Here is a 21995-nt window from a genome sequence, read left to right on the forward strand (position 1 = left end):
CCGGTGACAAAGGCGGACGCTACCGCTCCTACAGCTCCAAAATTCCCTTCCGCCACTTTTCCCTGTCTGTATATTTTCAAGTTCAATTTTTTTAAATCATTATATAACAAATTTCAGGGTTCACTTGGCGTACCCATGTAAATCCGGATCGTAGAGCCCTGCTGCACTCTTGCCCCCGCCTTCGGAGCCTGATTGATCACGGTGTTGCCGGTGCCGGAACGGACCAGCATGAAATTCATATTCAAATCCTCATAGATATCCTGAACGGTGGCTCCCGTAAGATCAGGAACCGTCACTATCGGGGTCTCGCCGTATTTATAGGTTCTTGGCAGCTGATCCTTACGCTCTGGAACCTTCAGATACAGAAGAGAATCCTCAAGAATATTCTGGACAATCGGAGCGGCTACTACACCCCCGAACTGAATTCCCTTCGGGTTATCGACTGCCGTATAGACCACGATCTGCGGATCATCCGCCGGGGCGAAGCCGATAAAGGAAACGATATGCTCCGTTGGAGAATACCGGCCGTTGATTACTTTCTGTGCTGTCCCTGTTTTGCCGCCCACACGGTAGCCGTCAATAAATGCCGGTCGGCCTGTGCCTTTGGCAACCACGCTCTCAAGGGCAGCCCGCACTTTCTTCGAGGTCTCCTCCGAGATCACCTGCCGCACTTCCTCCGGCTCAGTCTCGGAGACAACATTCCCGGTGTCCGGGTTAATCCAGGCCTTGGCCACATGCGGAGTATACAGCTTGCCGCCATTGATGGCTGCCGATACCGCAGCAATCTGCTGGATTGGCGTGACGGATACCCCCTGGCCGAATGCAGTAGTCGCCAGCTCCACCGGGCCCACCTGGGCCGGCTTGAACAGAATTCCGTTCGCTTCACCGTTCAAATCAATGCCCGTCTTGCTCCCGAAGCCGAAATCCCGGATGTACTTGAACAGCGTATCCTTACCCAGACGCTGTCCCAAGGCTACAAATCCCGGGTTGCAGGAGTTCTCGACCACTTCAAGGAAGGTCTGGCTTCCGTGTCCGCCCTTCTTCCAGCAGCGCAGCTTAGCTCCGCCAACCTCAATGTAGCCCGGATCAAAAAAATGCTCATGCTGCAGATCCACCTTCCCCTCCTGCAAGGCCGCAGCCAGCGTGATGATCTTGAAGGTGGAACCCGGCTCATACGTCATCCAGATCGGAAGATTCCGGTTATATACTTCGGCATCGTATTCCTGGTAAGCGCCCGGCTCATACCCCGGCCGGCTGGCCATCGCCAGAATCTCGCCATTGCGGGGGTCCATGGCAATAGACCAGGCCCCCTGCGCCTGATATTTCACCATGGCCTGATCCAGCTCGCGTTCCATTATAGATTGAATCTGCTTGTCGATAGTCAGCTGCAGGCTAAGTCCATCCTGCGGCTCGGTGTACTTCTCGGAGGACCCGGGCATCAGCCGGCCTCCCGCATCGGAGAGATAGGAGATATTGCCCGCGCTCCCCTGAAGCAGCTTATCATAGATGCTCTCAATTCCGGTAATCCCCTGATTGTCAATTCCGGTGAAGCCCAGAATATGTGCGGCCAGATCCCCGAAGGGATAATACCGTTTGTTATCCTCAGCGACAACGATGCCCGGCAGCTGCAAATTACGGATGCTCGCGGCAAGCTCCATCGTAATTTTGCGGCCGCCGGGCTGCAGTTTCACTGAGGCCTTCTTTTGGGTCAGCAGCTGAACCAGCTTCTCCTCGGTCATGCCGAGCAGCGGAGCCAGCTGCTTCGCGGTCTGTTCCTTCTCCTTCACCTGTACAGGAATGGCATAAATCGTAGGTGAGCTGATGTTGTAAGCCAGCGCCACCCCCTCCCTGTCCAGGATCTCGCCGCGCTTGGCGGTGAAGGGGATGTTCCGCCGCCATAAATCCTCGGCCCTCTCGCTCAGCTTCTCACCCTGGGTTAATTGTACATAGGCAAGACGCACAGCCAGCGCGCCGAACAACACGGCCAGTCCCAGCAGCGTCCACAGCATTCTCCGCCGGCTAACGACTTTCGATACCTTCATTGTGTTCTCCCCGCTTTCACTCATAGACATGATCTCTTACCTTCATGACTATTCGGGACAAACAGGGGTTAGAACAAGCCTATATGGGTGTTATTCTGCAGCTTCTTCTTTCTCTGCATCGCCCGCTAAAGCAACAGGAATATTCTCGCCATATTCATTGAGAGGGCTAAGCTTCAGCGCTACCTGCGTTTTTCCCTTATTCTTGGCCTGGCTCTGTTCTGTGACATAGCCTTCTCCCTCAACGGAGATTCCCACCTTCAGCAGGTTCAGAATCTCCAGGGCATCGCGCAGAGACTGGCCGCGCAGATCAGGAAGCGTCACATTCTCTCCCTGCTCGCTTAACAGATAGATCCGCTGCCCGGCGGTCAGGGCGGTGCCTTTCTCAGGGTACTGACTGACCACATTTGCCCCTTGGCCTACAGCTTCGAAATCAAAGCCCTGATTAATGAGCAGCTGTCTCGCTGCCTTCACCGTCTTGCCGGTCAGATCCGGCGCTTTGCGCTGGACAACAGCTTCGGCCTTCACCGTCTTCTTGTCAGCAGGACCTGTGACATCTCCCGCTTTGGGCACGCCCATATAAGGAAGCGCCTGGGAGACGATATCCTTGAAGACCGGACCCGCCGCAGCACCGCCGCCGGCCGCATCGGCAGGCTCGTCAATGGTTACGAAGACCACGATCTTCGGGTCATTGGCCGGTGCGTAACCGAGGAAGGAGGAGCGAACCTTGTCGCGGTTATACCCGCCCTTACCATCCGGCTTAATCGCCGTACCTGTCTTGCCCGCCACCCGGTATCCCTCAATGTAGGCATGCCGGCCGGTTCCGTGCTGCTGATCTGCCACTACCTGCTCCAGATAGCTGCCCGTCTCCCTTGCACTTGCTTCGGAGAGCACCTGCCGCACAACCTCCGGCTGAGTAACCGTGGTCTTGCCGGTGTTCGGATCGGTAACCTCCTTCACTACATGGGGCACCAGCAGCTTGCCGCCGTTCGCAATCGCCGCCATGGCGGTCAACTGCTGAATCGGGGTCACCAGCAGCTTGCCGTGACCGTAGGCAAGTGTAGCATTCTCTACCGCCCGGTTCGGGTCCGGGTTGACAAGCCCGGTGATTTCGCCCGGAAGATCAATTCCTGTCTTCTCACTAAAACCAAAATCATTGATATACTTCAGCAACCCATCCTTGCCCAGCATCTCATACCCAAACTTGACGAAGGCGACGTTACTGGACCGCTTGACCCCTTCCAAAAAGGTAATTGTTCCATATCCGGCTCTGTTCATATCAAAGATAGGCTTGCTGTATCCCTTAATCCGGATGGAGCCGGATTGAAACTTAGCATTCGGATCGAACAGCTTCTCCTGCACAGCACCCGCCAGCGGTACAATCTTGAACGTTGAACCCGGCTCGAATCTCGTCATGATCGCATGGTTGAAGAAGCCCGCCGGGTCCTGATTAAGGTCATAATATTCATTGGGGTTAAAGGTTGGTGTATTCGCCAGCCCCAGGATCTCCATCGTCTTGGGATCGGCGGCAATGACACTGATCGACTTCGGCCGGTACTCGGCATTCGCCTTCTTTATCGCCTCTTCAATATAGTACTGAATCGTGCTGTCGATCGTCAGCTTGAAGTTACTGCCGTTCACCACCGGCTGGAACGTGTCCTTGGAATCGGGGAGCTTAACCCCCTTGCCATCGCTCTGGTAATTGAGCTTGCCATCGACCCCGGCGAGCTGTGTATCCAGATACTTTTCCAGTCCCATCATCGCTTTGCCGTCCCTGTCGGTATAGCCCAGAATATGTGCAGCCAGCGAATCCTTAGGATAATAGCGCTTCTGCTCTCTGACGAGCCCTACCCCGGTTTCCAGCGTATCATGTTCTTCCTTTAGCTTGTCTACAAAAGCCCTCACTTTGTCGGCCATGTCCTTGTCGATCTTCCAGCCTTCATTACGGATCTCACGGTTGGTTAAATACTCGCCTTCATTATTCTTGGCTTCCACCAGCTTCTTCAGCTCATCCACCGGTTTGTTCAGCAGCTCATGCAGACCCTGGATCACCTCTTCGCCGATCTTCTTCTCGGCAATGACCTTAGGATTGACGACTACAGTCTCGGCGGGCACATCGCTCGCCAGCACATTGCCGTTACGGTCTTCGATCACCCCGCGGACGGCCTTGATGGTTGAAGTATGAGCCCACTGCTTAGCTGCGGTCTCCTGCCACTCCTTGCCTTGCAGAACCTGAATCCAGAATACTCTGGCGACTAAAACAAGAAAAAAGAGGGTAATACACCCTCCTATAAACAGCGTGCGAAGTTTGATTCTCTTAACCATAAGGTACCTCACAACCTCTATTATTGCGATTGCCGTTCATCGCTATTTTTTACCGGCTTTGTCAGTAGCCTGGCTGCTAAGCGGAACATAGATAGTAGATTCCTCAGAAGGGACCACAAAGCCCATTTCCTTCGCCCGCGGGACGATTGTCTGCTCCAGCGTCTGCTTCTCCATCTGATAGGTGGCAATTTGTTTTTTATTCTTAGCGATTTCGCTGTCCAGCTTCTGGGCCTGCATATTCAAATCGTAAATATGGACGTAACGCCAGATCAGGGAGGCTGCTACCAGAATAAAGGCTCCCAGCGTCAGCATGTACAAAAGCTTCTCTTGCAGCGGCAGCACTCTGCGCCTGGTGACAACTTTCGTTTTCTCACGGTACAGCGGGTTTGCCTCTTCTTTTCTCTTTGGTTGAACTGCTAAATTTCCGCGGGTATAAGCCATCTCTGATTCTCCTTTATCGTCATCTACAATTTCTCTGCGACACGCAGCTTGGCTGAACGGGCACGCGAGTTAAGCTCCAGCTCTTCTTCCCCCGGCACAATTGGCTTGCGGTTAATTAGCTTCAGGGTGCCTTCGGCACCGCATACACAGTACGGCAGGTCAGGCGGACAAGTGCAACGGCTTAGATAGCTGCTGAAAATCTGCTTGCAGATCCGGTCCTCCAGCGAGTGAAAGGTAATAACGGATACCCTGCCCTCAGGCGCCAGGCAACGTACAGCAGCATGCAGGCCTTCCTCAAAAGCACCCAGCTCATCATTGACGGCAATCCGCAGCCCCTGAAAGCTCCGCTTCGCCGGATGTCCTCCGGTCCTTCTTGCCGCCGCAGGAATGCCTTCCTTAATCAGCTCGGCCAGCTCTCCGGTGGTCTCCACCGGGCGTTCTTCCCTGCGCTCTACAATCTTCCGGGCAATCCGCCGTGAGAATTTCTCTTCTCCATATTGGAAAAGCACCCTGGCAATGTCCTGCTCATTCCATGTGTTAATGATATCTGCTGCACTCAGCTGTGCCGACTGATCCATTCGCATATCCAGCGGGGCGTCATGGTTGTAGCTGAAGCCTCGTTCCCCTTCATCAAACTGCGGAGAAGATACCCCCAGATCAAAGAGAATCCCGTCTACTTGGGGAACTCCGTCCTTTTGCGGAACAAACGGCAGTCCCTTCAGCACCTGCTCCAGATCGCGGAAGTTGGTCTTGACGGTCACCACCTTGTCGCCGTATCCGGACAATCTCTCCTTCGCGTTGTTCAGTGCCCAGTCATCCTGATCCAGACAGATCAGCCGTCCCCCGCCGCTAAGCTTGGATGCGATAAGGGCGCTGTGCCCGGCTCCCCCGAGCGTACAATCTACATATAGGCCATCCTTCTTGATGTGCAGCCCTTCTGTCGCTTCTTCTTTTAGTACCGTGATGTGGTGAAACAAGCTGCATCCCTCCAAGGCAGTAATTCGAAATGTTATGTTTTATAGATCAAAATTGAAATCCACCAATTTCTCGGCGATTTCGTTGAACGATTCCTCTGACTGTTCGAAGTACTGCTCCCATAGCTCCTTGTTCCAGATCTCCACCCGGTTCGAAACGCCCAGAATAACACAGTCCTTGTCCAGCTTGGCATATTGCCGCAAGTTTCCCGGCAGATTCACCCTGCCTTGCTTGTCCCATACACACTCAGTCGCTCCCGAGAAAAAAAAGCGGCTGAAGGCACGGGCATCCGATTTCATCAGTGAAAGGCTTTTAAGCTTTTGCTCCATGATTCCCCATTCTTCCATGGGATAAACAAACAGGCAGGAGTCCAGGCCGCGGGTCGCCACGAAGGAGGTTCCGAGCATGTCACGGAATTTGGCCGGGATAATGATCCGTCCTTTATCGTCAATGGTATGCTGGTATTCCCCCATAAACATGATCTATTCCCACCTCTACATCCCGAGTCCCCACTTTGCCCCACTTTTCACCACCTAAGCATAATAGATTCGCCATTAAAAATCAAAAACCTTTTTCCGGAGCAAGGTAATTTTTTCTTGTTTGTCAAGAGGCTATTCTTGCATCTCCTGCGGACACGTAAAAGCCCGGGCCAATGTGATTGGCTCCGGGCTCGTGCAGATCCATATCCTTAGTCGTTCAGATTCCAGCTGTCCAGATACTCGACTTGCGCCTGTGTCAGGCTGTCGATGGCAATCCCCAGACTTTCCAGCTTGTAGCGCGCTACCTGCTCATCCAGCTCATAGGGAACATTCTCCACTTTGACACCAATGCTCTTATAATTGTCATTCACATATTTAAGGGACAATGCCTGAAGTGCGAAGGTGGTATCCATAATCTCTGCCGGATGACCATCAGCTGCGCCAAGATTCACCAGACGTCCTTCAGCCAGGAGGTACAGCTTGCGTCCATCCTTCAGCTGATACTCTTCGATGTTCTTGCGCACCGTCCGCTGGGACACCGAGCGCTCGGCCAGTTCCGGCTTGTTGACTTCCACATCGAAATGTCCGGCATTGCAGAGAATCGCGCCATCCTTCATCACATCATAATGCTCACCGCGGATCACATACCGGTTACCTGTGACTGTAACGAAGAAATCACCCTGCTTCGCAGCTTCCAGCATCGGCATGACATGGAATCCGTCCATGTGGGCTTCTACCGCCTTGATCGCATCCACTTCCGTTACAATCACATTCGCTCCAAGACCCTTGGCCCGCATTGCTACACCTTTACCGCACCAGCCGTAGCCCACCACAACCACGGTCTTGCCGGCCACAATCAGGTTGGTGGTGCGGACGATACCGTCCCATGCCGACTGTCCTGTACCGTAACGGTTATCGAACAAATATTTGCAATAAGCGTCATTTACCGCCACCATCGGGAATTTCAGCATGCCCTGCTTCTGCAGCGCCTTCAGTCGGATAATACCGGTCGTTGTCTCCTCAGCTCCCCCGCGGATATTCTCCATCAGGTCGGGGCGCTCGGAGTGCAGCAGAGTGGCGAAATCGCCGCCGTCATCGATAATGAGATCCGGCTTGCTCTCCAGTGCCCGGATGTTCAGTGCCTTGAACTCTTCCGGAGAAGGATTGTACTTGGCAAATACGGTAATGCCATCCTCAACGAGTGCAGCACACACATCATCCTGGGTAGATAACGGGTTGGACCCTGTAATTGTTACCTCAGCGCCACCAGCCTGCACTACCTTGGCCAGATAAGCGGTCTTAGCTTCCAGGTGAAGGGTGATCGATACCTTGAGCCCCTTGAACGGCTGCTCTGCTTCGAACTGCTCACGGATACGGTTCAGTACCGGCATATGCTGGCGAACCCAGTCGATTTTGAGATGCCCCTCGGGTGCAAGCGACATATCGGCAACAATACTGTTTTGCTTGGATAATGAACTCATGGTAGGACCCCCTAGAATAATTTGCTTACATATAAATAATACGGTGTGTTCCGCTGTAGTCAGCAGGCACAGCCATCAATTCCTCCAGCCATTCCAGCCCGTACCGGTTCAGATAATACATCATATTATAGACACGCTCCTGAAGCTTACCCAGCGGCATTAGCGATAGCTCGATCCGTTCCCACTGGCGAAGTGCAGCCTCATTCTGCTTCTCCATCGCATCCAGAGCTTTGCCCTGCAGGAAGGAGATCTGGTCGATAATCTTATCCTTGTTATTGCCACCCAGCTTCAGCAGACCTGCCTGAATGCTGCCAAGCTGCTCGATCAGCGGCTCATACATCCCGGAGAAGGCCGTCTTGATCTCTTCAAATTTGTCTTCGAGCTTCAGCTCATCCTGAGCGTTCAGCCACGCTTTGCGTTTATCATCCAGACCCGTCTGCACATCCGTGAAGGACAAGCCGTATTTATCCATATGCTTGCGAAGCGTTCCCTCAATCACTGTAAAAGACATGCGCGGAATAATCAGCGGCATCTGTCCGTCCAGCACCCTGAAGGCTTGATGCGGAATCGCCCAGTAAGCCATTTCCCCTTGTCCAAGCACCGTAGCGAGTACAGGAAGTACATAATCCTGCATCAGCGGACGGGTTAACACATTGTTGCTGAACCGTTCGGGATGGCTCTCCAGCAGCTCCAGCAGCTCAGAACGCGAGAACGAGACCGTAGCCTTCCGGTCTGCGAACCGTCCCTCTACCTTATGGAGCAGAAGCCTTGCACCTTCATGAATATAGAAAAGATTCGCATTGCCGGGCGTCACATCGGCCTGCAGCTCATATCCGCTGGCCGTAATCCGTTCAGCTGCGGCAAGATAAGCTGCCTCCAGCTCGTCATTGCGCTCAATCATTGATGCGAACATGGGCGCTTCCAGCCTGCGCAGGGCAGGATCGGCCGAATCCAGCAGAATCAGTCCGAATTTGCCGAACAAAGATCCCATCAGCTTGGCAAACGCCTCCGTCATATTCCCGGCGGCCGTGGATGCAGCCGTAACCAGTTCCATCAGCTGCGGTTTGAATTCACTGTCCTGCAATAAGCCGTCCAGCTGCGTAACCGCCTGAAGCCAGCTCTCGGTATCTACCTGGATCTCGCTGACCGAGGACCGGGGACCTTCGCCTTTATCCAGCTTAATGCGGGTAATTTCGCCTGTCCGGTTCAGCACATACGTATGATTGACCTCATCCCAGTCATGATCCTCACCCGCAATCCAGAACAGCGGAACGACCGGCCGGCCAAGCTGGGCCGCTGCCTCCTTGGCTGCCTGAATCGTAGTAATGGCCTTATAGACCACGAATAGAGGGCCTGTGAACAAACCGCTCTGCTGGCCGCCTGTCACTACCAGGGTATCCGGCTGTTCCAGCAATTCTATCGAGCGGAGGACGGCTTCATGGGTATTGTGTTTCCCGTTGTAGCTGCGCAGGTACGACACAACCTCTGCACGGTCTGCCCGCAAGCTTCCTGTACGATCAAGCCACACTGCGCGTTCAGCCCGGCTCTCCGGGCTGCGGAAGTCCCCGCCATACAAATGTCCTACTGTTTCGTATTGATGTATATAGTCACTGGCGAGCGCAGATCCGCCCGGCAGTGGTTCCGGTACAACATTCATCGATAATGGCCTCCTTGTTCTGCAATAACCCGCTGCTATATGTAATTCATAAATCGGTAAACCCTTTATGATTGTATCCAAAGTTGGGTGCGGCGTCAAAGTAATATACGCCATCCTTATGAAGGATATCCGTAAATCGAAAGAATAGGCGAGAGCTGAATGCTCCCGCCTACGTTCTACTTGCCCTTTTAAGTTTAGGCAAATTGCTTGGCTACGAAATGTCCCTTGGACACTTCAACCAGTTCATAATCGCTGTCATTTGTTTTCTCGCCGGCCGCATAAATCGGGCTGCCCAGCTCATCATGCAGATGAATGCGTTTTTTGTTCGCTTCAACCTCTGGGTCTGGAACCGGAATCGCCGAGAGCAGAGATTTGGTATATGGATGGATCGGATTAGCATACAACTCTTCGCTTTCCGCCAGCTCTACCATTTTGCCCAGGTACATAACGGCCACACGGTCACTGATATGCTTAACCATGGACAAGTCATGCGCGATGAAGAGATAAGTAAGTCCAAGACGATCCTGCAGCTCCTTCAGCAGGTTAACGACCTGCGCCTGGATGGATACGTCGAGTGCCGAGATCGGCTCGTCACAGACGATGAACTTAGGGTTCACGGCGAGCGAACGGGCAATCCCGATACGCTGACGTTGTCCGCCGGAGAACTCATGCGGATAACGGGTGGCATGGTCATGGTTAAGTCCAACCATATCCAGCAGCTCTTCAATCCGCTTCTTGCGTTCCTGCCGGCTTCCAGCCAGATTGTGAATATCCAGTGCTTCACCGATGATATCAGACACCGTGAACCGCGGGTTAAGCGAGGCATACGGGTCCTGGAAAATCATTTGCATATCACGGCGCATAGCCTTCATCTTGCCGCCGGACAATTTGTAGATATCTGTACCATTGTATTTCACGCTTCCCGCAGTCGGTTCATACAAGCGGAGAACTGTGCGGCCGGCAGTAGTCTTGCCGCAGCCGGACTCCCCTACCATCCCCAGGGTTTCGCCTTCACGGATCGAGAAGCTAATATTATCAACTGCCTTAAGAACTCTTCCTTTGCCCACATTGAAATATTTCTTAAGACCTTCTACTTCAATCAGATTCTTGCTCAGATTCTTACTCAAACGAACTGCACCTCCTTGGCCATCGAATGCAGATTCCAGCAGCGCGCTATAAGCGTATCACTGAACTCTGTGATGCCGGGATCAATCAACTCCTTCACAGGAGGCACTGCTTCGCTGCAGTACGCTGTGAACGGATAACCGACCGGCGGCTTAATCAGATCCGGGGAAGCTGAAGTGATCGGAATCACCTGCTCGCCCTTCTTCGGGTCTTGTGCTGCCATGCCGCACAAGACCCTTGGTGTATTACGATAACCGTCCCGGCAACTACGCCGGGGTTCAGTGTATTCAGGATGATGGAGATCCCAAGCGAATTGCTGCACTTCGCCGGAGAATTCGTGGGGATATTGGTTAAAGCGAGCCTACGCTTTCATAATGCCTACTAGCTTCAGCATTTCAACAGCTTAATGATTCGCTTCGGCCGCTAGCATATTCTGATGTTAATCAAAACTTCGGTTATCTGATTGCCCACTTGGATCATTGGGTTCAAAGAAGTCATCGGGTCTTGAAATATCATGCCAATATCTTTGCCGCATGGGTTCCACCATTGTTAATATCTATTTCTTCAGCTTAGGATCAAGCGCATCACGCAGGCCGTCACCAAAAATATTAAAGGAAAGCATCGTTAAACTGATAAGAATCGCAGGGAACAGGAAACGCCACGGATAGTAAAGCCAGCCGGTCAGCGAGTCATTGATCATCGAACCGAGTGAAGCTACCGGGGCCTGTACACCAAGACCGAGGAAGCTCAGGAACGCTTCGGCAAAGATGGCATTCGGCACGGACAGCGTAATCGTTACAATAATCGGTCCTACAGCATTCGGCAAAAGATGCTTGAACAGCAGACGCTTGGACCCTGCACCCATCGAACGCGAAGCCAATACGAACTCACGGTTCTTCAGCTGCATAATCTCCCCGCGCACAATCCAGGACATCGTAATCCAGCCCGTTATCGTCAGCGCCAGGATAATGGTACCAAGGCTTGGTTCAAGTACGACCAGCAGCAGGATAACTACCAGCAGGTATGGAATGGAGTACAGAATTTCAGAGATCTTATTCATGATATTGTCTACACGGCCACCGAAGTAACCCATGATTCCGCCGTAGATGACCCCAATGAAAAGGTCAATGGCAGCAGCGGCAAGGCCGACAATCAGTGAGATTCGTGCGCCGTACCAGGTACGGACAAAGATATCGCGTCCCAGATCATCTGTACCGAACCAGTGGTCGGATGATGGGGGCTTATTCGTGTTGAGCAAATCGTTAGAGTAGTAATTGAACTTTGAGAAGAACGGCGCAATTATTGCAGCCAGTACAATCAGTCCAAGAACCCCCAGAGCTGTCATTGCCATTTTATTCTGGCGCAGACGTTCCCAGGAATCCCGCCAGGCGGACAGACTTTCGCGCTGAATGACTTCAGCCTGCCGTTCATCAACTCCGACCTTACGGAAATCTTCCGGTTTCAGGTTCGCATCCTGCGATACCAAGTTTTTATCAGAAGCCACTCGTTAGCCCTCCTTTCCGCCAGATAGTTTGATACGCGGATCTATAAACACATAAGCAATGTCAGTGATAAACCGCGCTACCATAAGCAGTACACCATAGAAGATGGTAATCCCCATAATAACGGTATAATCACGGACGCCAATCGCTTCGACAAATTGCTTGCCGATCCCGCCGACACCGAAGATCTGCTCAATAACGACCGAACCGGTTACGATGTTAGCCGTCATAGGTCCCATATAGGTTACCACCGGCAGAATTCCGTTACGCAGCACGTGGCGGCTCAAGATGGCTGCCCAGCTTAGGCCTTTCGCCTTAGCTGTCTTGATGTAATCTGCATGCAGGACCTCCAGCATACTGGAGCGCGTCAGCCTCGCTATGAAGGCTATAGGCTGCGCCGATAACGCGGTTACAGGCAAGACATAATACATCGGCCCTTTGAACCCGGAGACCGGGAACATATGAAATTTGTAGGCGAACACATACTGCAGCAGCGAGGCGACTACAAAGCTCGGAACCGCAATCCCCAGCACCGCCAGCACCATTGCTGCACTGTCAATAAACTTGCGGTGATAGAGTGCCGCCATCATGCCGAGGAAGACTCCGACAATAACCGACACAAGAATTGCGATAAGCCCCAGCTTCAGAGACGCCGAGAATGTCTGACCGATCAGATGTGTTACATCCTGATTCAGACGCTTCATGGATACACCCAGATCGCCCTGGGCGATTTCACCCAAATACTTAAAATATTGATGATAGAGCGGCTTGTCCAATCCATATTGCTCGTATAAACGCGCTTTTATTTCTGGTGGAATCTTCTTTTCAGAAGTAAACGGGTCCCCCGGAATAGCTTTCATCAGAAAAAAGGTCGCTGAAATCAGCACAAACAGCGAGACAAGCATATAGAAAAACTTATTGGCAATATAACGAACCATCCCCATCAACACCTCCTTTGACTTTTTTTAAGACACATAATTAGATTTTATGAAAAAAATGGCCATTTGTCTAATTTCTTATTTTGTAAGTTCGTGAAATGTTTAACAAAATGCCCGAAATGCAAAAAAAAGGGATATATATGGAATTCCACATATATATCCCGAAGTGTAAAGCTCCCTTCAGACTATCACTATTCAGTTATATAAGCTGAAGGTTCTGTCATTCTTAGTGCTCGAGCAGGTAAGCGCGAGTGAAGTCAATTGCACCGCTGAAGTCAAGAGTTACACCTTTGAGGTACTCTTTAGTCAGGGAGTTGTTGGTGTAGTAGTAGAACGGAATCAGGATCATGTCATCCTGAATGATCATTTTCTCAGCCTTAGCAAACAATTCTTGGCGTTTTGCCAGATCAGAGCTTGTTTTGGCTTCTTGGATCAGCTTATCGTACTCAGGGTTAGCATAACCAGTATCATTGTTACCGCCGCCTGTTACCCACATATCCAGGAAGGTCATTGGATCATTGTAATCCGCAGTCCAGCCGGCACGTGCGATCTGGTAGTTCAGGTTCTGACGGTTGTCGATGAATACTGCCCACTCCTGGTTCACCGTGTTAACAGTGATATCCAGAGCTTTTTTCCACATATCAGCTACAGCCAAAGCAATTTTCTTGTGGCCTTCACTTGTGTTGTAAGACAATTCAACCGGTGGCAGTGCAGTCAGGCCTTCTTCAGCAAGACCTTCTGCCAGCAATTTTTTAGCTTCTTCTGTATCTTCTTTGAAGTAATCGTCTTTAACTGCAGTACGGTATTCACCGTCAGCGCCCGCGATACCTGGAGGTACATACCCGAATGCCGGAAGTTGTCCGCCCTGTGCTACGTTGTCAATCAGCGATTGACGGTTAACAGTCATAGCCAATGCTTTACGGATTTTAACGTTATTGAACGGTTTTTCGGTGATGTTGAATTCATAGTAGTAGGTACTTGCGATACCTTTTCTCTGGAATTCGTTAGGAAGCTCTTTCTGTACGATTGGCACCTGTTCTTGCGGGATTTCACCGTGAGGTGCACCAGCGCGGTCAAGCTCGCCGTTCTTGTAGCTCAAGAGTTCAGTTGCTCCACTGTTAACCAGGGAGAAGTCGATTTTAGCCAGCTTGATGTTGGCAGCATCCCAGTATTTATCGTTCTTGCTTACTTGCAGGGATTGGCCGGTAGTCCACTCAGTCAGTGTGAACGCGCCGTTAGTGATCATAGTGTCTTTGCTTGTAGCCCATTTAGCATTACCCTCAACGGATTTGTGTACAGGGTAATAAGTATAGAAGGACAGAAGTCCAAGGAAGTAAGGAGTTGGAGCTTTCAGCGTAACTTCAAGAGTTTTCGCATCTACAGCTTTTACGCCCACTTGACTGAAATCTGTAATTTTCTTTCCATAATATTCTTCAGCGTTCTTCAGGTAGTACAATTGATAAGCGTAAGGTGCAGTAGGATCTGTGTTAGGGTCGAGCACGATTTTCCATGCGCGAACGAAGTCAGCAGCCTCTACAGGGTCACCGTTGCTCCACTGCGCATCACGCAGGTGGAACGTATATACCAGTCCGTCAGCGGAAATATCCCACTTCTCGGCAATACCTGGCTCAGCTTGGCCAGTTTCATCATTCATGCGGGTCAAGCCTTCATACATTGTCTTCAGGACGGTGTTGGCTTGGCTGTCCTGAGCTTGTGCAGGGTTAAACGTAGGTGGTTCTGCAGTCAGGTTGACTCTAAGTGTCTGGTCAGCAGCCAGCTTCTCGTCACCTGTTGTTCCTGTGTTCGTGCTGCCCTCTGGTGCAGTCGTCGCCGCTGCATTGGTGCCGCTGTTCGCATTGTTCTTGTTTCCGCCGCAGCCAGCAAGCACTGTGCCGATCACCAGAACTATTGCAATCATGAGCAATAGACTTTTACTCTTCTTCATCTAGCAGTTCCCCCTAAATAGAATGTGGTATATGGTTTATGATTATACAACCAGTGGTCAAAAAAATCTAGAGCAATATTTTCTGAAAACGAGTTTTTTTTAATTCTTTAAAATTTTGTGACGTTGACGCTTCACCGGAGCAATGGAACGTTACATCGCTTGTGATATGTATTGAATGAGGCCTACCACCATAAATAATACGTAACCTACGCCCAGGAAAAAGAAAGAAAGCCGCCACACAGCACGAAGTAACCGTTTTCCGTCCACCCCTCCTTTGAGGCGGTTTTGCGCGCCGCCAATCAGTCCGGCGGATATTAATACAATAAGTAGTATAAGAAAGAATCCAAAGGTTGAGTCAAAAATAATATTAAACAGTCCCGAAACTGACAGCAATAAAAATAAAGTAGTTACGTCCATCGCCAGCATCATCGTTTTCCTCTTATCATGCCTCAGCCCGATTCCTGCGAAATACACAATCAAAAAAGGAACAATCGGAATAACGCTTAACACGCCGAACGAATTCCGGAGAAATTCCAAACAGCCTCACCCCTCCCTCACAGTCATGCCTTCTACCAGTCCGCAGATCCAGCGGTGCAGCGGAGCCTGAACGCCCTGCCGCAGCCCCATATCTACAATGCTTCCGTTAATCCAGCGGATTTCCGTCTCCCTTGCAGCAAGTACATCAGCAAGCATCGATGATGTATTGCCCGAGGTCGCGCGGCACACTTCAAGAATGGCCTCCCAGGCACCGTGCTCCAGGGAAATCCCGCAGGCCTCTAATATCCCGGCTGCCTCTGTATACAGTTCCTTCATAAGCTGTACACGTGCAGCGGAGGCCAGTAATTCGCCGTTCCGGACCCGCCAAATGGCGGTTAGAGGATTAATGACAGCATTGATCAGAAGCTTCCGGTAAATGATGGTATCCACTTCTTTCGACAGAGAAGCGTGAAATCCTGCTGAGGCAAGAGCTTCTATGAAACTAATTATCGCCGCAGGCTCAGATGCCTGCCGGTCAGTTTCATGAATATTTATAGGAGAGCTGCTCTTCCCTATACATATTTCCCCTTTGCCGGCATGAATAACCTCTGTTAATGTTTTCCTCTTTGCCGCCTCTGTCGTTACAGCCGCCCAGATGGATGATTGCGGCAGCAGCCCCCTGAGCAATTCCAGATGTCCGCAGCCGTTCTGAAAGCCTATGATTACAAGCTCTCTGTCTCTGAGCGGCAGGAGAATCTCAGGCAGAGCCTCATGAAGCACCTTCTGCTTGACCGTTAACAGCGTAACCTCCCCGGGCTCGGCGAGCTGACGCTGTGTATATTCTTCTACCGGTGCAGCGGAGAAACTCCCGCCTGGAAGCTGTGTTGCCTCCCTGCCATCTTCATAGCTGACAGTCAGCCCCCGTTCGGATAGTGCCCTGCTCTGCTCTTCCCCCCTGCACCATATCCGTACTTCAGCCCCACCGGCGATCAGCCGCCCTGCAAGCAGCAGCCCCAGTGACCCCGCACCTATCACATCTATTCTCACTAACCCTGCCCCCTGCCATGCTAAGCACCAATAATTTTCCTAATTATATCCTGCTTGTCTCTGCAAAAGCAAAACAAAAAGCCCTGCTAATCCGTTGCTGTTACGCACTCGGACGCAGGGCTCGCTGCATAAATCTTCTATTCAATCCGTTCCAGGTTTCCGTTCGCATCCATTTTGAAGCGGGGCTTCTCTTCATCCTCTTCATTAAGAAAAGCCAGCCTGCGGGCACGGTCCATAATCTGGATCAGTGCCTTGTAATCATCATTGACCACACGGTAATCGCTCTGGGCAAGATTAACCTCTCTGGATAAGCGTTCATTCTCCACTCTCAGCTCTGAAAGCTCTTCTTCCTTCTCCCGCAGATCGCGCTCCAGCATCTTAAGCTGTCTTCCAGCCTCCTGAAACGTTCCTTTCCATTGCCGCAAAAAGCGGATGACGGCATCGATGGACAAGCTGTTCTCACTTAATCCTTCGCTGCGGCTGTAGTCTTCCTCAATGTCACCGAGAATCAGTCCGGCTACCTGCGCCCCGCGCGAAGCAGGCTGTTTTTTCAGATAGCTCCGTTTCTGGCGCTGGCCTTTGGCAATACCGATGGCATCCTCGTAGCTTTTGCGCACGCAGCTGTTCCAGCGGAAACCGCAGGCAGCCGACGTTCTGCCGATTTTTTCACCCACCTCTTCAAAAGCAGCAAGCTGTGTGCTGCCCTCGCGGATATGACGCAGCGTTATTTCTGCCAATATCAGATCATCTTCTGCACTCCAAGCATCCTGTCTAACGGCTGTCATAAAGCCTAACCCTCCTAACAACATCATGAAATAACCATCTTCAGAACCGGCAGCTCCGCCGGGTAGTGAATAGGGATAAAAGCTGCTTACTCCATTTCTATGCCTCTATTAGAGTTCATAGAATCTATTTGATACTAATTTGTATTGCCAATTTGTCTGCACCTCATACTACCTTTGCTATAAATTCTCTTTTTCGAAACAAAAGGCTTGTGTCAATAATAAAAATCATATTTTTTATGAAATTTTGTATTTTTTTCAATGAATTCGTTTACAGTGTTTTGGAGAGCCGTTATAATAAAGCTAAAGCAGCTGTTAGCCGGATTCATATTGGAAGGGGGACCCTCTCTTGGACCGCATGTTTCGCGTATTGGGATTTTTTACACTTACCATCGGACTTATGGCTTTTGCCGGAAATCTCACGGAAATGGCCCTGTTATTCTTTTTGCAAACCGCTTTTTTTGTGATTTTGGGGTACATGAAGTTTACGGAAAAGACCTACATCCTGCTCTTTTGGGGGTATATGATCCTGACGTTTACGGGCTTCAGCTATTGGACGATATTTGAGATGGAATTGCCGCTCTAACGCATATATATAGAAATGAACGGATATGGCTTCTTGATTAAGGGAGCATTTCCGTTCTTTTTGTTTGCAAAATTGTAGTTCGGGGAGACGCAAAACAGGGTATGATATTTTAACAGGCTGAAACATATTAATAGTACATACCTGTCTAACTCTGTTCAAGGTGGTGGTGCAAGTGTTATCCCGTAATACGGTTCGCCGGTTATTCGCAGCAATATTGATCCTCACCTGCATCGCTATGTCGCCGGCTTCTCCGGTCTATCTGTCCGCCGGTTCCGGCTCCGCTTCAGGAGTCAGCGCTCCGCCGCCCTCTATGCCGGATGACGAAGAGACCCGCAAGCTGCTGGAGCAGACGCTGTCCTCTGCAGAGCTTGAACGTGAGATTGCCCGGATTACTGCAGAGCAACAGACGCTGGAGCACAAAGCCGCTGAGCTGGAGGAGCAAGCTGCTGCCAAACAGAGTAATATCGCGGACCAGCAGGAACGGGCAGGTGCTGTTGTGCGGGCCTATTATATGGGGGAACGGGATGGACTTCTTACCGCATTCCTCTCCGCCAAAAGCATCAGCAGGCTAATCGCTCTATTCGATTATTATGAGATTATTATGGGGCAAGACCGGAAGACGCTCACAGAATATGAGACGCAGTACAAGGATTTGAAAAGCACACTCACGGCCGCCCGGCGCAGCAGTCAGGAGCTGGCAGAGCTCAAAACGGCGCTCGAAGAGCAGCAGAAGCGTGTGCTTGCCTTAGATAAGGAGATTGCAGGCGGGATTCAGGCCAGTACAGATCCTCAGAGTATGGAGCGGCTGCTGGAGGAGTTCAGTAAATATTGGGAGAATATCGGACTGCATGAGGTGAGGAAGTATTTCAAAGCGCTGGCTTCTGCGATGAAGCAGCTGCCGGAGTTCGTTCAGAGCCGGGATGGCGTGCTGGTGCGCAAGGGGATGACCTATAATCTGGCCCTGTCCGAAAAGGATCTGAATGAGTTCCTGGTAACCCAGAACCCGCTGTTTCAGGATTTCCGGTTTGCGTTCAAGGACAATTCAGTCTCGGCAACGGGTAAAAGCGGGGGCTTGTCGCTGTCGCTGACCGGCCGCTATACCATACAGCAGGAGCCTGTCAACGGCTTGATGTTCCATGTTGATCATGTGGTATTCAATGGCCTGGAGCTGCCGGATACCACCCGCCAGGCTCTGGAGGAAGAATTCGATCTCGGCTTCTATCCGGCGAAGATTGTCTCCTTCCTGCAGGCCACCGAGGTCTCAAGCTCGGACGGCATCCTGCATGTGAAGCTGTCCCTCTCATTCTAAAGGAGGCTGTACCACCGCTTCATAAGCGGCGGCATTCAGCTTGCCTGTTAACAAACCAAGCGCCGCCTCCGCCTTCCGGCTCCACTCTGCCTCAGAGCCGGGACCGGGGGTGTTATCCTCTGCAAGGAACCATCCGGCTTCCATTGGCAGCTTCCCAATCTTGGGCTGAGCGGAGCGGTACAGCTCATCCAGTGCCGGCAGACGATCCGTGTTCTCCAGCCATTCCAGCTGGGCCTTGCTTGAAGTCACGTAGGCGAGCCATTTGACCGCTGCTTCCGGACTGCCGGATTGTGCAGGAAGGGCAAAAAAGCGGCTGTGAATAACCTCGTAGCTCGGTATCCCCTCCTGCTTCTTCGGCATCTGCACCGCCAGCGTCGAATTCCCGTGCTTCTCCCACTCCGAGAGCGGCACAGCCGCCACCGCAAGCTTCCCATCCTGCAGCAGCTCCCAGATCTCCTTATTGAACCGGCTGGTCAGATACAAATAGCTGCGCGCCGCTTCTGTCCACTGAGCCTGCTCAAGGCTGGCGGAGCGCAAACTGCTGCCCATGCTATGCAGCACGGCGGCATATCCGTACGGATTCTGCGTATCCATAGCCAGCAGATAACGTTTCTTCTCCGGGTCCTCCTTCAGCCGGCCTAGCAGCATATTCCACTGCTCCAGGCTTGCGGGCACCTCCGCAAAACCCATTCCGGCGAGCCGCTCCGGCGAATAGACAAGGACATAGGGATCGATATCCAGCGGCACTCCCCAGTTATATCCGTTCCACTGCATCTGCGGAATCAGCATCGTAAGCGGCGTGCTCCCGGGAACACTTTGGTAGATATCTACAGGCAGCAAATAGCCCCGGGTCGCCAGATCATAAATGCTGTGGCCGTCCAGCATCACGATATCCGGGCTTGTCCCAATGGTTAGTTCATCACGCACCTGTGCTCCTCCGTCTTCCGCCTCTACATTCTTAAGGATCACGCTGACTCCGCTGGATAAAGCGTACTCTTTGCTAATCTGCTCCAATACGCTGAACTCCTCCGCACTGAGTGAGACGCGGATCTGGAGGCTCTCGATTTCTCCTGCTACCCCTGAAGGAGGACGCTCTGATTGGTCCAACGGCTGTCTGGGCTGATAGCTTCCATGATCCGTATTCAGCTCCATGCTGGGTGACAGGCTTGTCAGCGCCAGCAGCAGAACTGCAAACAGCAGCCAGTAATTTTTGCGTTTCAGCACATGCGCTCTCTCCTTCAGCGTTTCTTATTCCTCATTTTAGCAGAGATACAGGCGCTTGTCTTGGGTTGTGAAACCGTTCTCTTTATATAGAAGGAAACGGCGGGATGGGAGTGTCTGAAGAGCAGGGTCGCAATCTGGGCGGTAGTCGCACCTGCGGTGCTATCGCTTTGTTGCTCCAACTGACTCCAGCCAAGTCCTCTCCCGCCCCTTCCGGGACGGGCAGGCAAAAGCCGGGAGTGGTGAGCTCCCGGCTGGAATAAAGTTTGTTAGTGTTGTTTAGCGGGTTAGAGCAGATCGGCAGCCAGCTGGGCCAGATGCGAACGCTCACCCTTCTCAAGAGTGATATGTCCGCTGATGCCCTGCTGCTTGAACTTCTCAACGATATAACTGAGGCCGTTGCTCGCCGCATCCAGATAAGGGTGGTCAATCTGCTCGGGGTCACCCATCAGGATCACCTTGCTGCCCTCGCCGGCCCGGGAGACAATCGTCTTCACTTCGTGGCGGGACAGGTTCTGCGCCTCATCAATGATAATGAACTGCGACGGGATGGAGCGGCCGCGGATATAAGTCAGCGCCTCAACCTGGATACTTCCCAGACCCATCAATATTTTATCGATATCCCCTGCCTTCTTGGTGTCGAACAGGAATTCGAGGTTATCATAAATCGGCTGCATCCATGGACGGAGCTTCTCATCCTTCTCTCCCGGAAGATAGCCGATATCCTTACCCATCGGAACTACCGGGCGGGCAATCAGCAGCTTCTTGTATTTGTGTTCATCCTCTACCTTGAACAATCCGGCCGCTAACGCCAGCAGCGTCTTACCTGTTCCCGCTTTGCCGGTAATGGTCACCAGCGGAATATCATCATTCAGCAGAAGCTCAAGTGCCATCCGCTGCTGCGCATTCCGGGCGCTAATGCCCCATACCGCATCATTGCCCAGATAGAGCGGCTCCAGACGGGAAGCATCACTGTTGACCTTCAGTAGCGCTGATTTGCCGCTGCCGATTTCATCTTTCAGAATGACGAATTCATGCGGATACAGCGGATAGGAAAGCGCCAGCTGCTTCGTGGGCAGGAACCGGTGACTGTAATATTCATCAATCAGTGAAGGATGGGCCATCAGCGACTGGCAGCCGGAGTAGAGCTCATTCAGATCGCCGGTGCGGTCAGACAAATAATCCTCCGGCGTTATACCAAGCACATCCGCTTTGATGCGGACGAGAACATCTTTACTTACAAGTACCACAGGACTCGGGTCAGCCTTCTCATTCTCCTCATGGAGATAATTGAGCGCTACAGCGAGTATCCGGTTGTCATTGGAGACTTCGCCGAACATCTCCTGTACCTTGACGAAGCTGCGGTGGTTAAGCTCCACCTTCAGCGTGCCTCCGTGGTCCAGTACCACCCCGCTGTGCAGGTGGCCCAGCTCCCGGAGCCCGTCTAACAGACGCGATACGGTGCGGGCATTGCGGCCGATTTCATCGGCATTACGCTTCTTGGAGTCGATTTCTTCCAGGACTACAGCAGGAATGACCACCTCATTCGCCTTGAAAGCAAAAATCGAATTGGGGTCGTGCAACAGCACGTTAGTGTCCAGTACGAATATCTTTTTCATGTTATCCCCTCCACAGCGCCTGGTTTGATTGATCATACATAACTCTT

At 51.8% G+C, this 21995-nt stretch carries 18 protein-coding genes and 1 pseudogene; 2 read left to right on the top strand and 17 right to left on the bottom strand.

Annotated elements, in window-relative coordinates; genetic code table 11:
- Positions 1 to 113: 113 nt before the first annotated feature.
- From C173_RS09380 to C173_RS09450, 15 genes and pseudogenes are all read right to left on the bottom strand, one after another.
- Positions 114 to 2042 carry a stage V sporulation protein D gene (locus tag C173_RS09380; RefSeq protein WP_036724385.1) on the bottom strand — a complete coding sequence of 643 codons (1929 nt, stop codon included), beginning with the start codon at positions 2040 to 2042 and terminating at the stop codon, positions 114 to 116.
- A 90-nt stretch (positions 2043 to 2132) separates the two neighbouring features.
- Complete coding sequence (locus tag C173_RS09385; RefSeq protein WP_036724282.1) at positions 2133 to 4364, bottom strand: penicillin-binding transpeptidase domain-containing protein; 2232 nt, start codon at positions 4362 to 4364, stop codon at positions 2133 to 2135.
- Between the two features lie 42 nt (positions 4365 to 4406).
- Positions 4407 to 4805 carry a hypothetical protein gene (locus tag C173_RS09390; protein ID WP_036724284.1) on the bottom strand — a complete coding sequence of 133 codons (399 nt, stop codon included), beginning with the start codon at positions 4803 to 4805 and terminating at the stop codon, positions 4407 to 4409.
- A gap of 23 nt (positions 4806 to 4828) precedes the next feature.
- The gene (gene rsmH / locus C173_RS09395; protein WP_036724285.1) at positions 4829 to 5782 is read right to left on the bottom strand and encodes a 16S rRNA (cytosine(1402)-N(4))-methyltransferase RsmH; all 954 of its coding nucleotides are present in this window, start codon (positions 5780 to 5782) and stop codon (positions 4829 to 4831) included.
- Positions 5783 to 5821: 39 nt separating this feature from the next.
- Positions 5822 to 6259: a division/cell wall cluster transcriptional repressor MraZ gene (gene mraZ / locus C173_RS09400; protein WP_036724286.1), complete on the bottom strand. Its 438-nt coding sequence runs from the start codon at positions 6257 to 6259 to the stop codon at positions 5822 to 5824.
- A gap of 209 nt (positions 6260 to 6468) precedes the next feature.
- A complete protein-coding gene (locus C173_RS09405; RefSeq protein ID WP_036724288.1) occupies positions 6469 to 7740 on the bottom strand; it encodes an adenosylhomocysteinase in 1272 nt (423 codons plus the stop codon).
- Between the two features lie 25 nt (positions 7741 to 7765).
- Complete coding sequence (bshC, locus tag C173_RS09410; protein ID WP_036724289.1) at positions 7766 to 9397, bottom strand: bacillithiol biosynthesis cysteine-adding enzyme BshC; 1632 nt, start codon at positions 9395 to 9397, stop codon at positions 7766 to 7768.
- A gap of 194 nt (positions 9398 to 9591) precedes the next feature.
- Positions 9592 to 10512: an ABC transporter ATP-binding protein gene (locus tag C173_RS09415; protein ID WP_036724386.1), complete on the bottom strand. Its 921-nt coding sequence runs from the start codon at positions 10510 to 10512 to the stop codon at positions 9592 to 9594.
- An 8-nt stretch (positions 10513 to 10520) separates the two neighbouring features.
- A pseudogene (locus tag C173_RS35650) lies at positions 10521 to 11053 on the bottom strand (peptide ABC transporter ATP-binding protein); the annotation flags it as partial.
- 25 nt (positions 11054 to 11078) lie between these two features.
- The gene (locus C173_RS09425) at positions 11079 to 12026 is read right to left on the bottom strand and encodes an ABC transporter permease (RefSeq protein WP_036724290.1); all 948 of its coding nucleotides are present in this window, start codon (positions 12024 to 12026) and stop codon (positions 11079 to 11081) included.
- 3 nt (positions 12027 to 12029) lie between these two features.
- On the bottom strand, positions 12030 to 12962 hold the full coding sequence (locus tag C173_RS09430) for an ABC transporter permease (protein ID WP_036724388.1): 933 nt from the start codon (positions 12960 to 12962) through the stop codon (positions 12030 to 12032).
- A gap of 226 nt (positions 12963 to 13188) precedes the next feature.
- Entirely contained in the window at positions 13189 to 14907 is a 1719-nt protein-coding gene (locus C173_RS09435; protein WP_036724292.1) for a peptide ABC transporter substrate-binding protein, read from the bottom strand.
- A 150-nt stretch (positions 14908 to 15057) separates the two neighbouring features.
- Positions 15058 to 15444 carry a DUF3397 domain-containing protein gene (locus C173_RS09440; protein WP_036690228.1) on the bottom strand — a complete coding sequence of 129 codons (387 nt, stop codon included), beginning with the start codon at positions 15442 to 15444 and terminating at the stop codon, positions 15058 to 15060.
- Positions 15445 to 15450: 6 nt separating this feature from the next.
- A complete protein-coding gene (locus C173_RS09445; RefSeq protein WP_036724293.1) occupies positions 15451 to 16431 on the bottom strand; it encodes a ketopantoate reductase family protein in 981 nt (326 codons plus the stop codon).
- Between the two features lie 137 nt (positions 16432 to 16568).
- Entirely contained in the window at positions 16569 to 17216 is a 648-nt protein-coding gene (locus C173_RS09450) for an RsfA family transcriptional regulator (RefSeq protein WP_036724294.1), read from the bottom strand.
- Between the two features lie 346 nt (positions 17217 to 17562).
- Between C173_RS09450 and C173_RS09455 the strand changes: the two genes are divergently transcribed.
- Both C173_RS09455 and C173_RS09460 read left to right on the top strand, forming a co-directional pair.
- Positions 17563 to 17799, top strand: a complete 237-nt coding sequence (locus C173_RS09455) for a DUF2626 family protein (RefSeq protein WP_036724295.1) — start codon at positions 17563 to 17565, stop codon at positions 17797 to 17799.
- 172 nt (positions 17800 to 17971) lie between these two features.
- Complete coding sequence (locus tag C173_RS09460) at positions 17972 to 19108, top strand: hypothetical protein (RefSeq protein ID WP_036724296.1); 1137 nt, start codon at positions 17972 to 17974, stop codon at positions 19106 to 19108.
- Here C173_RS09460 and C173_RS09465 read toward each other — a convergent pair.
- Positions 19100 to 20332, bottom strand: a complete 1233-nt coding sequence (locus C173_RS09465; RefSeq protein ID WP_036724297.1) for an extracellular solute-binding protein — start codon at positions 20330 to 20332, stop codon at positions 19100 to 19102. The genes C173_RS09460 and C173_RS09465 overlap by 9 nt on opposite strands.
- Positions 20333 to 20616: 284 nt before the next feature.
- A complete protein-coding gene (locus tag C173_RS09470; RefSeq protein ID WP_036724299.1) occupies positions 20617 to 21948 on the bottom strand; it encodes a PhoH family protein in 1332 nt (443 codons plus the stop codon).
- Positions 21949 to 21995 lie beyond the last annotated feature (47 nt).

Source organism: Paenibacillus sp. FSL R7-277 (genome assembly GCF_000517965.1).
Taxonomy (GTDB): Bacteria; Bacillota; Bacilli; order Paenibacillales; family Paenibacillaceae; genus Paenibacillus_AQ; species Paenibacillus_AQ silagei.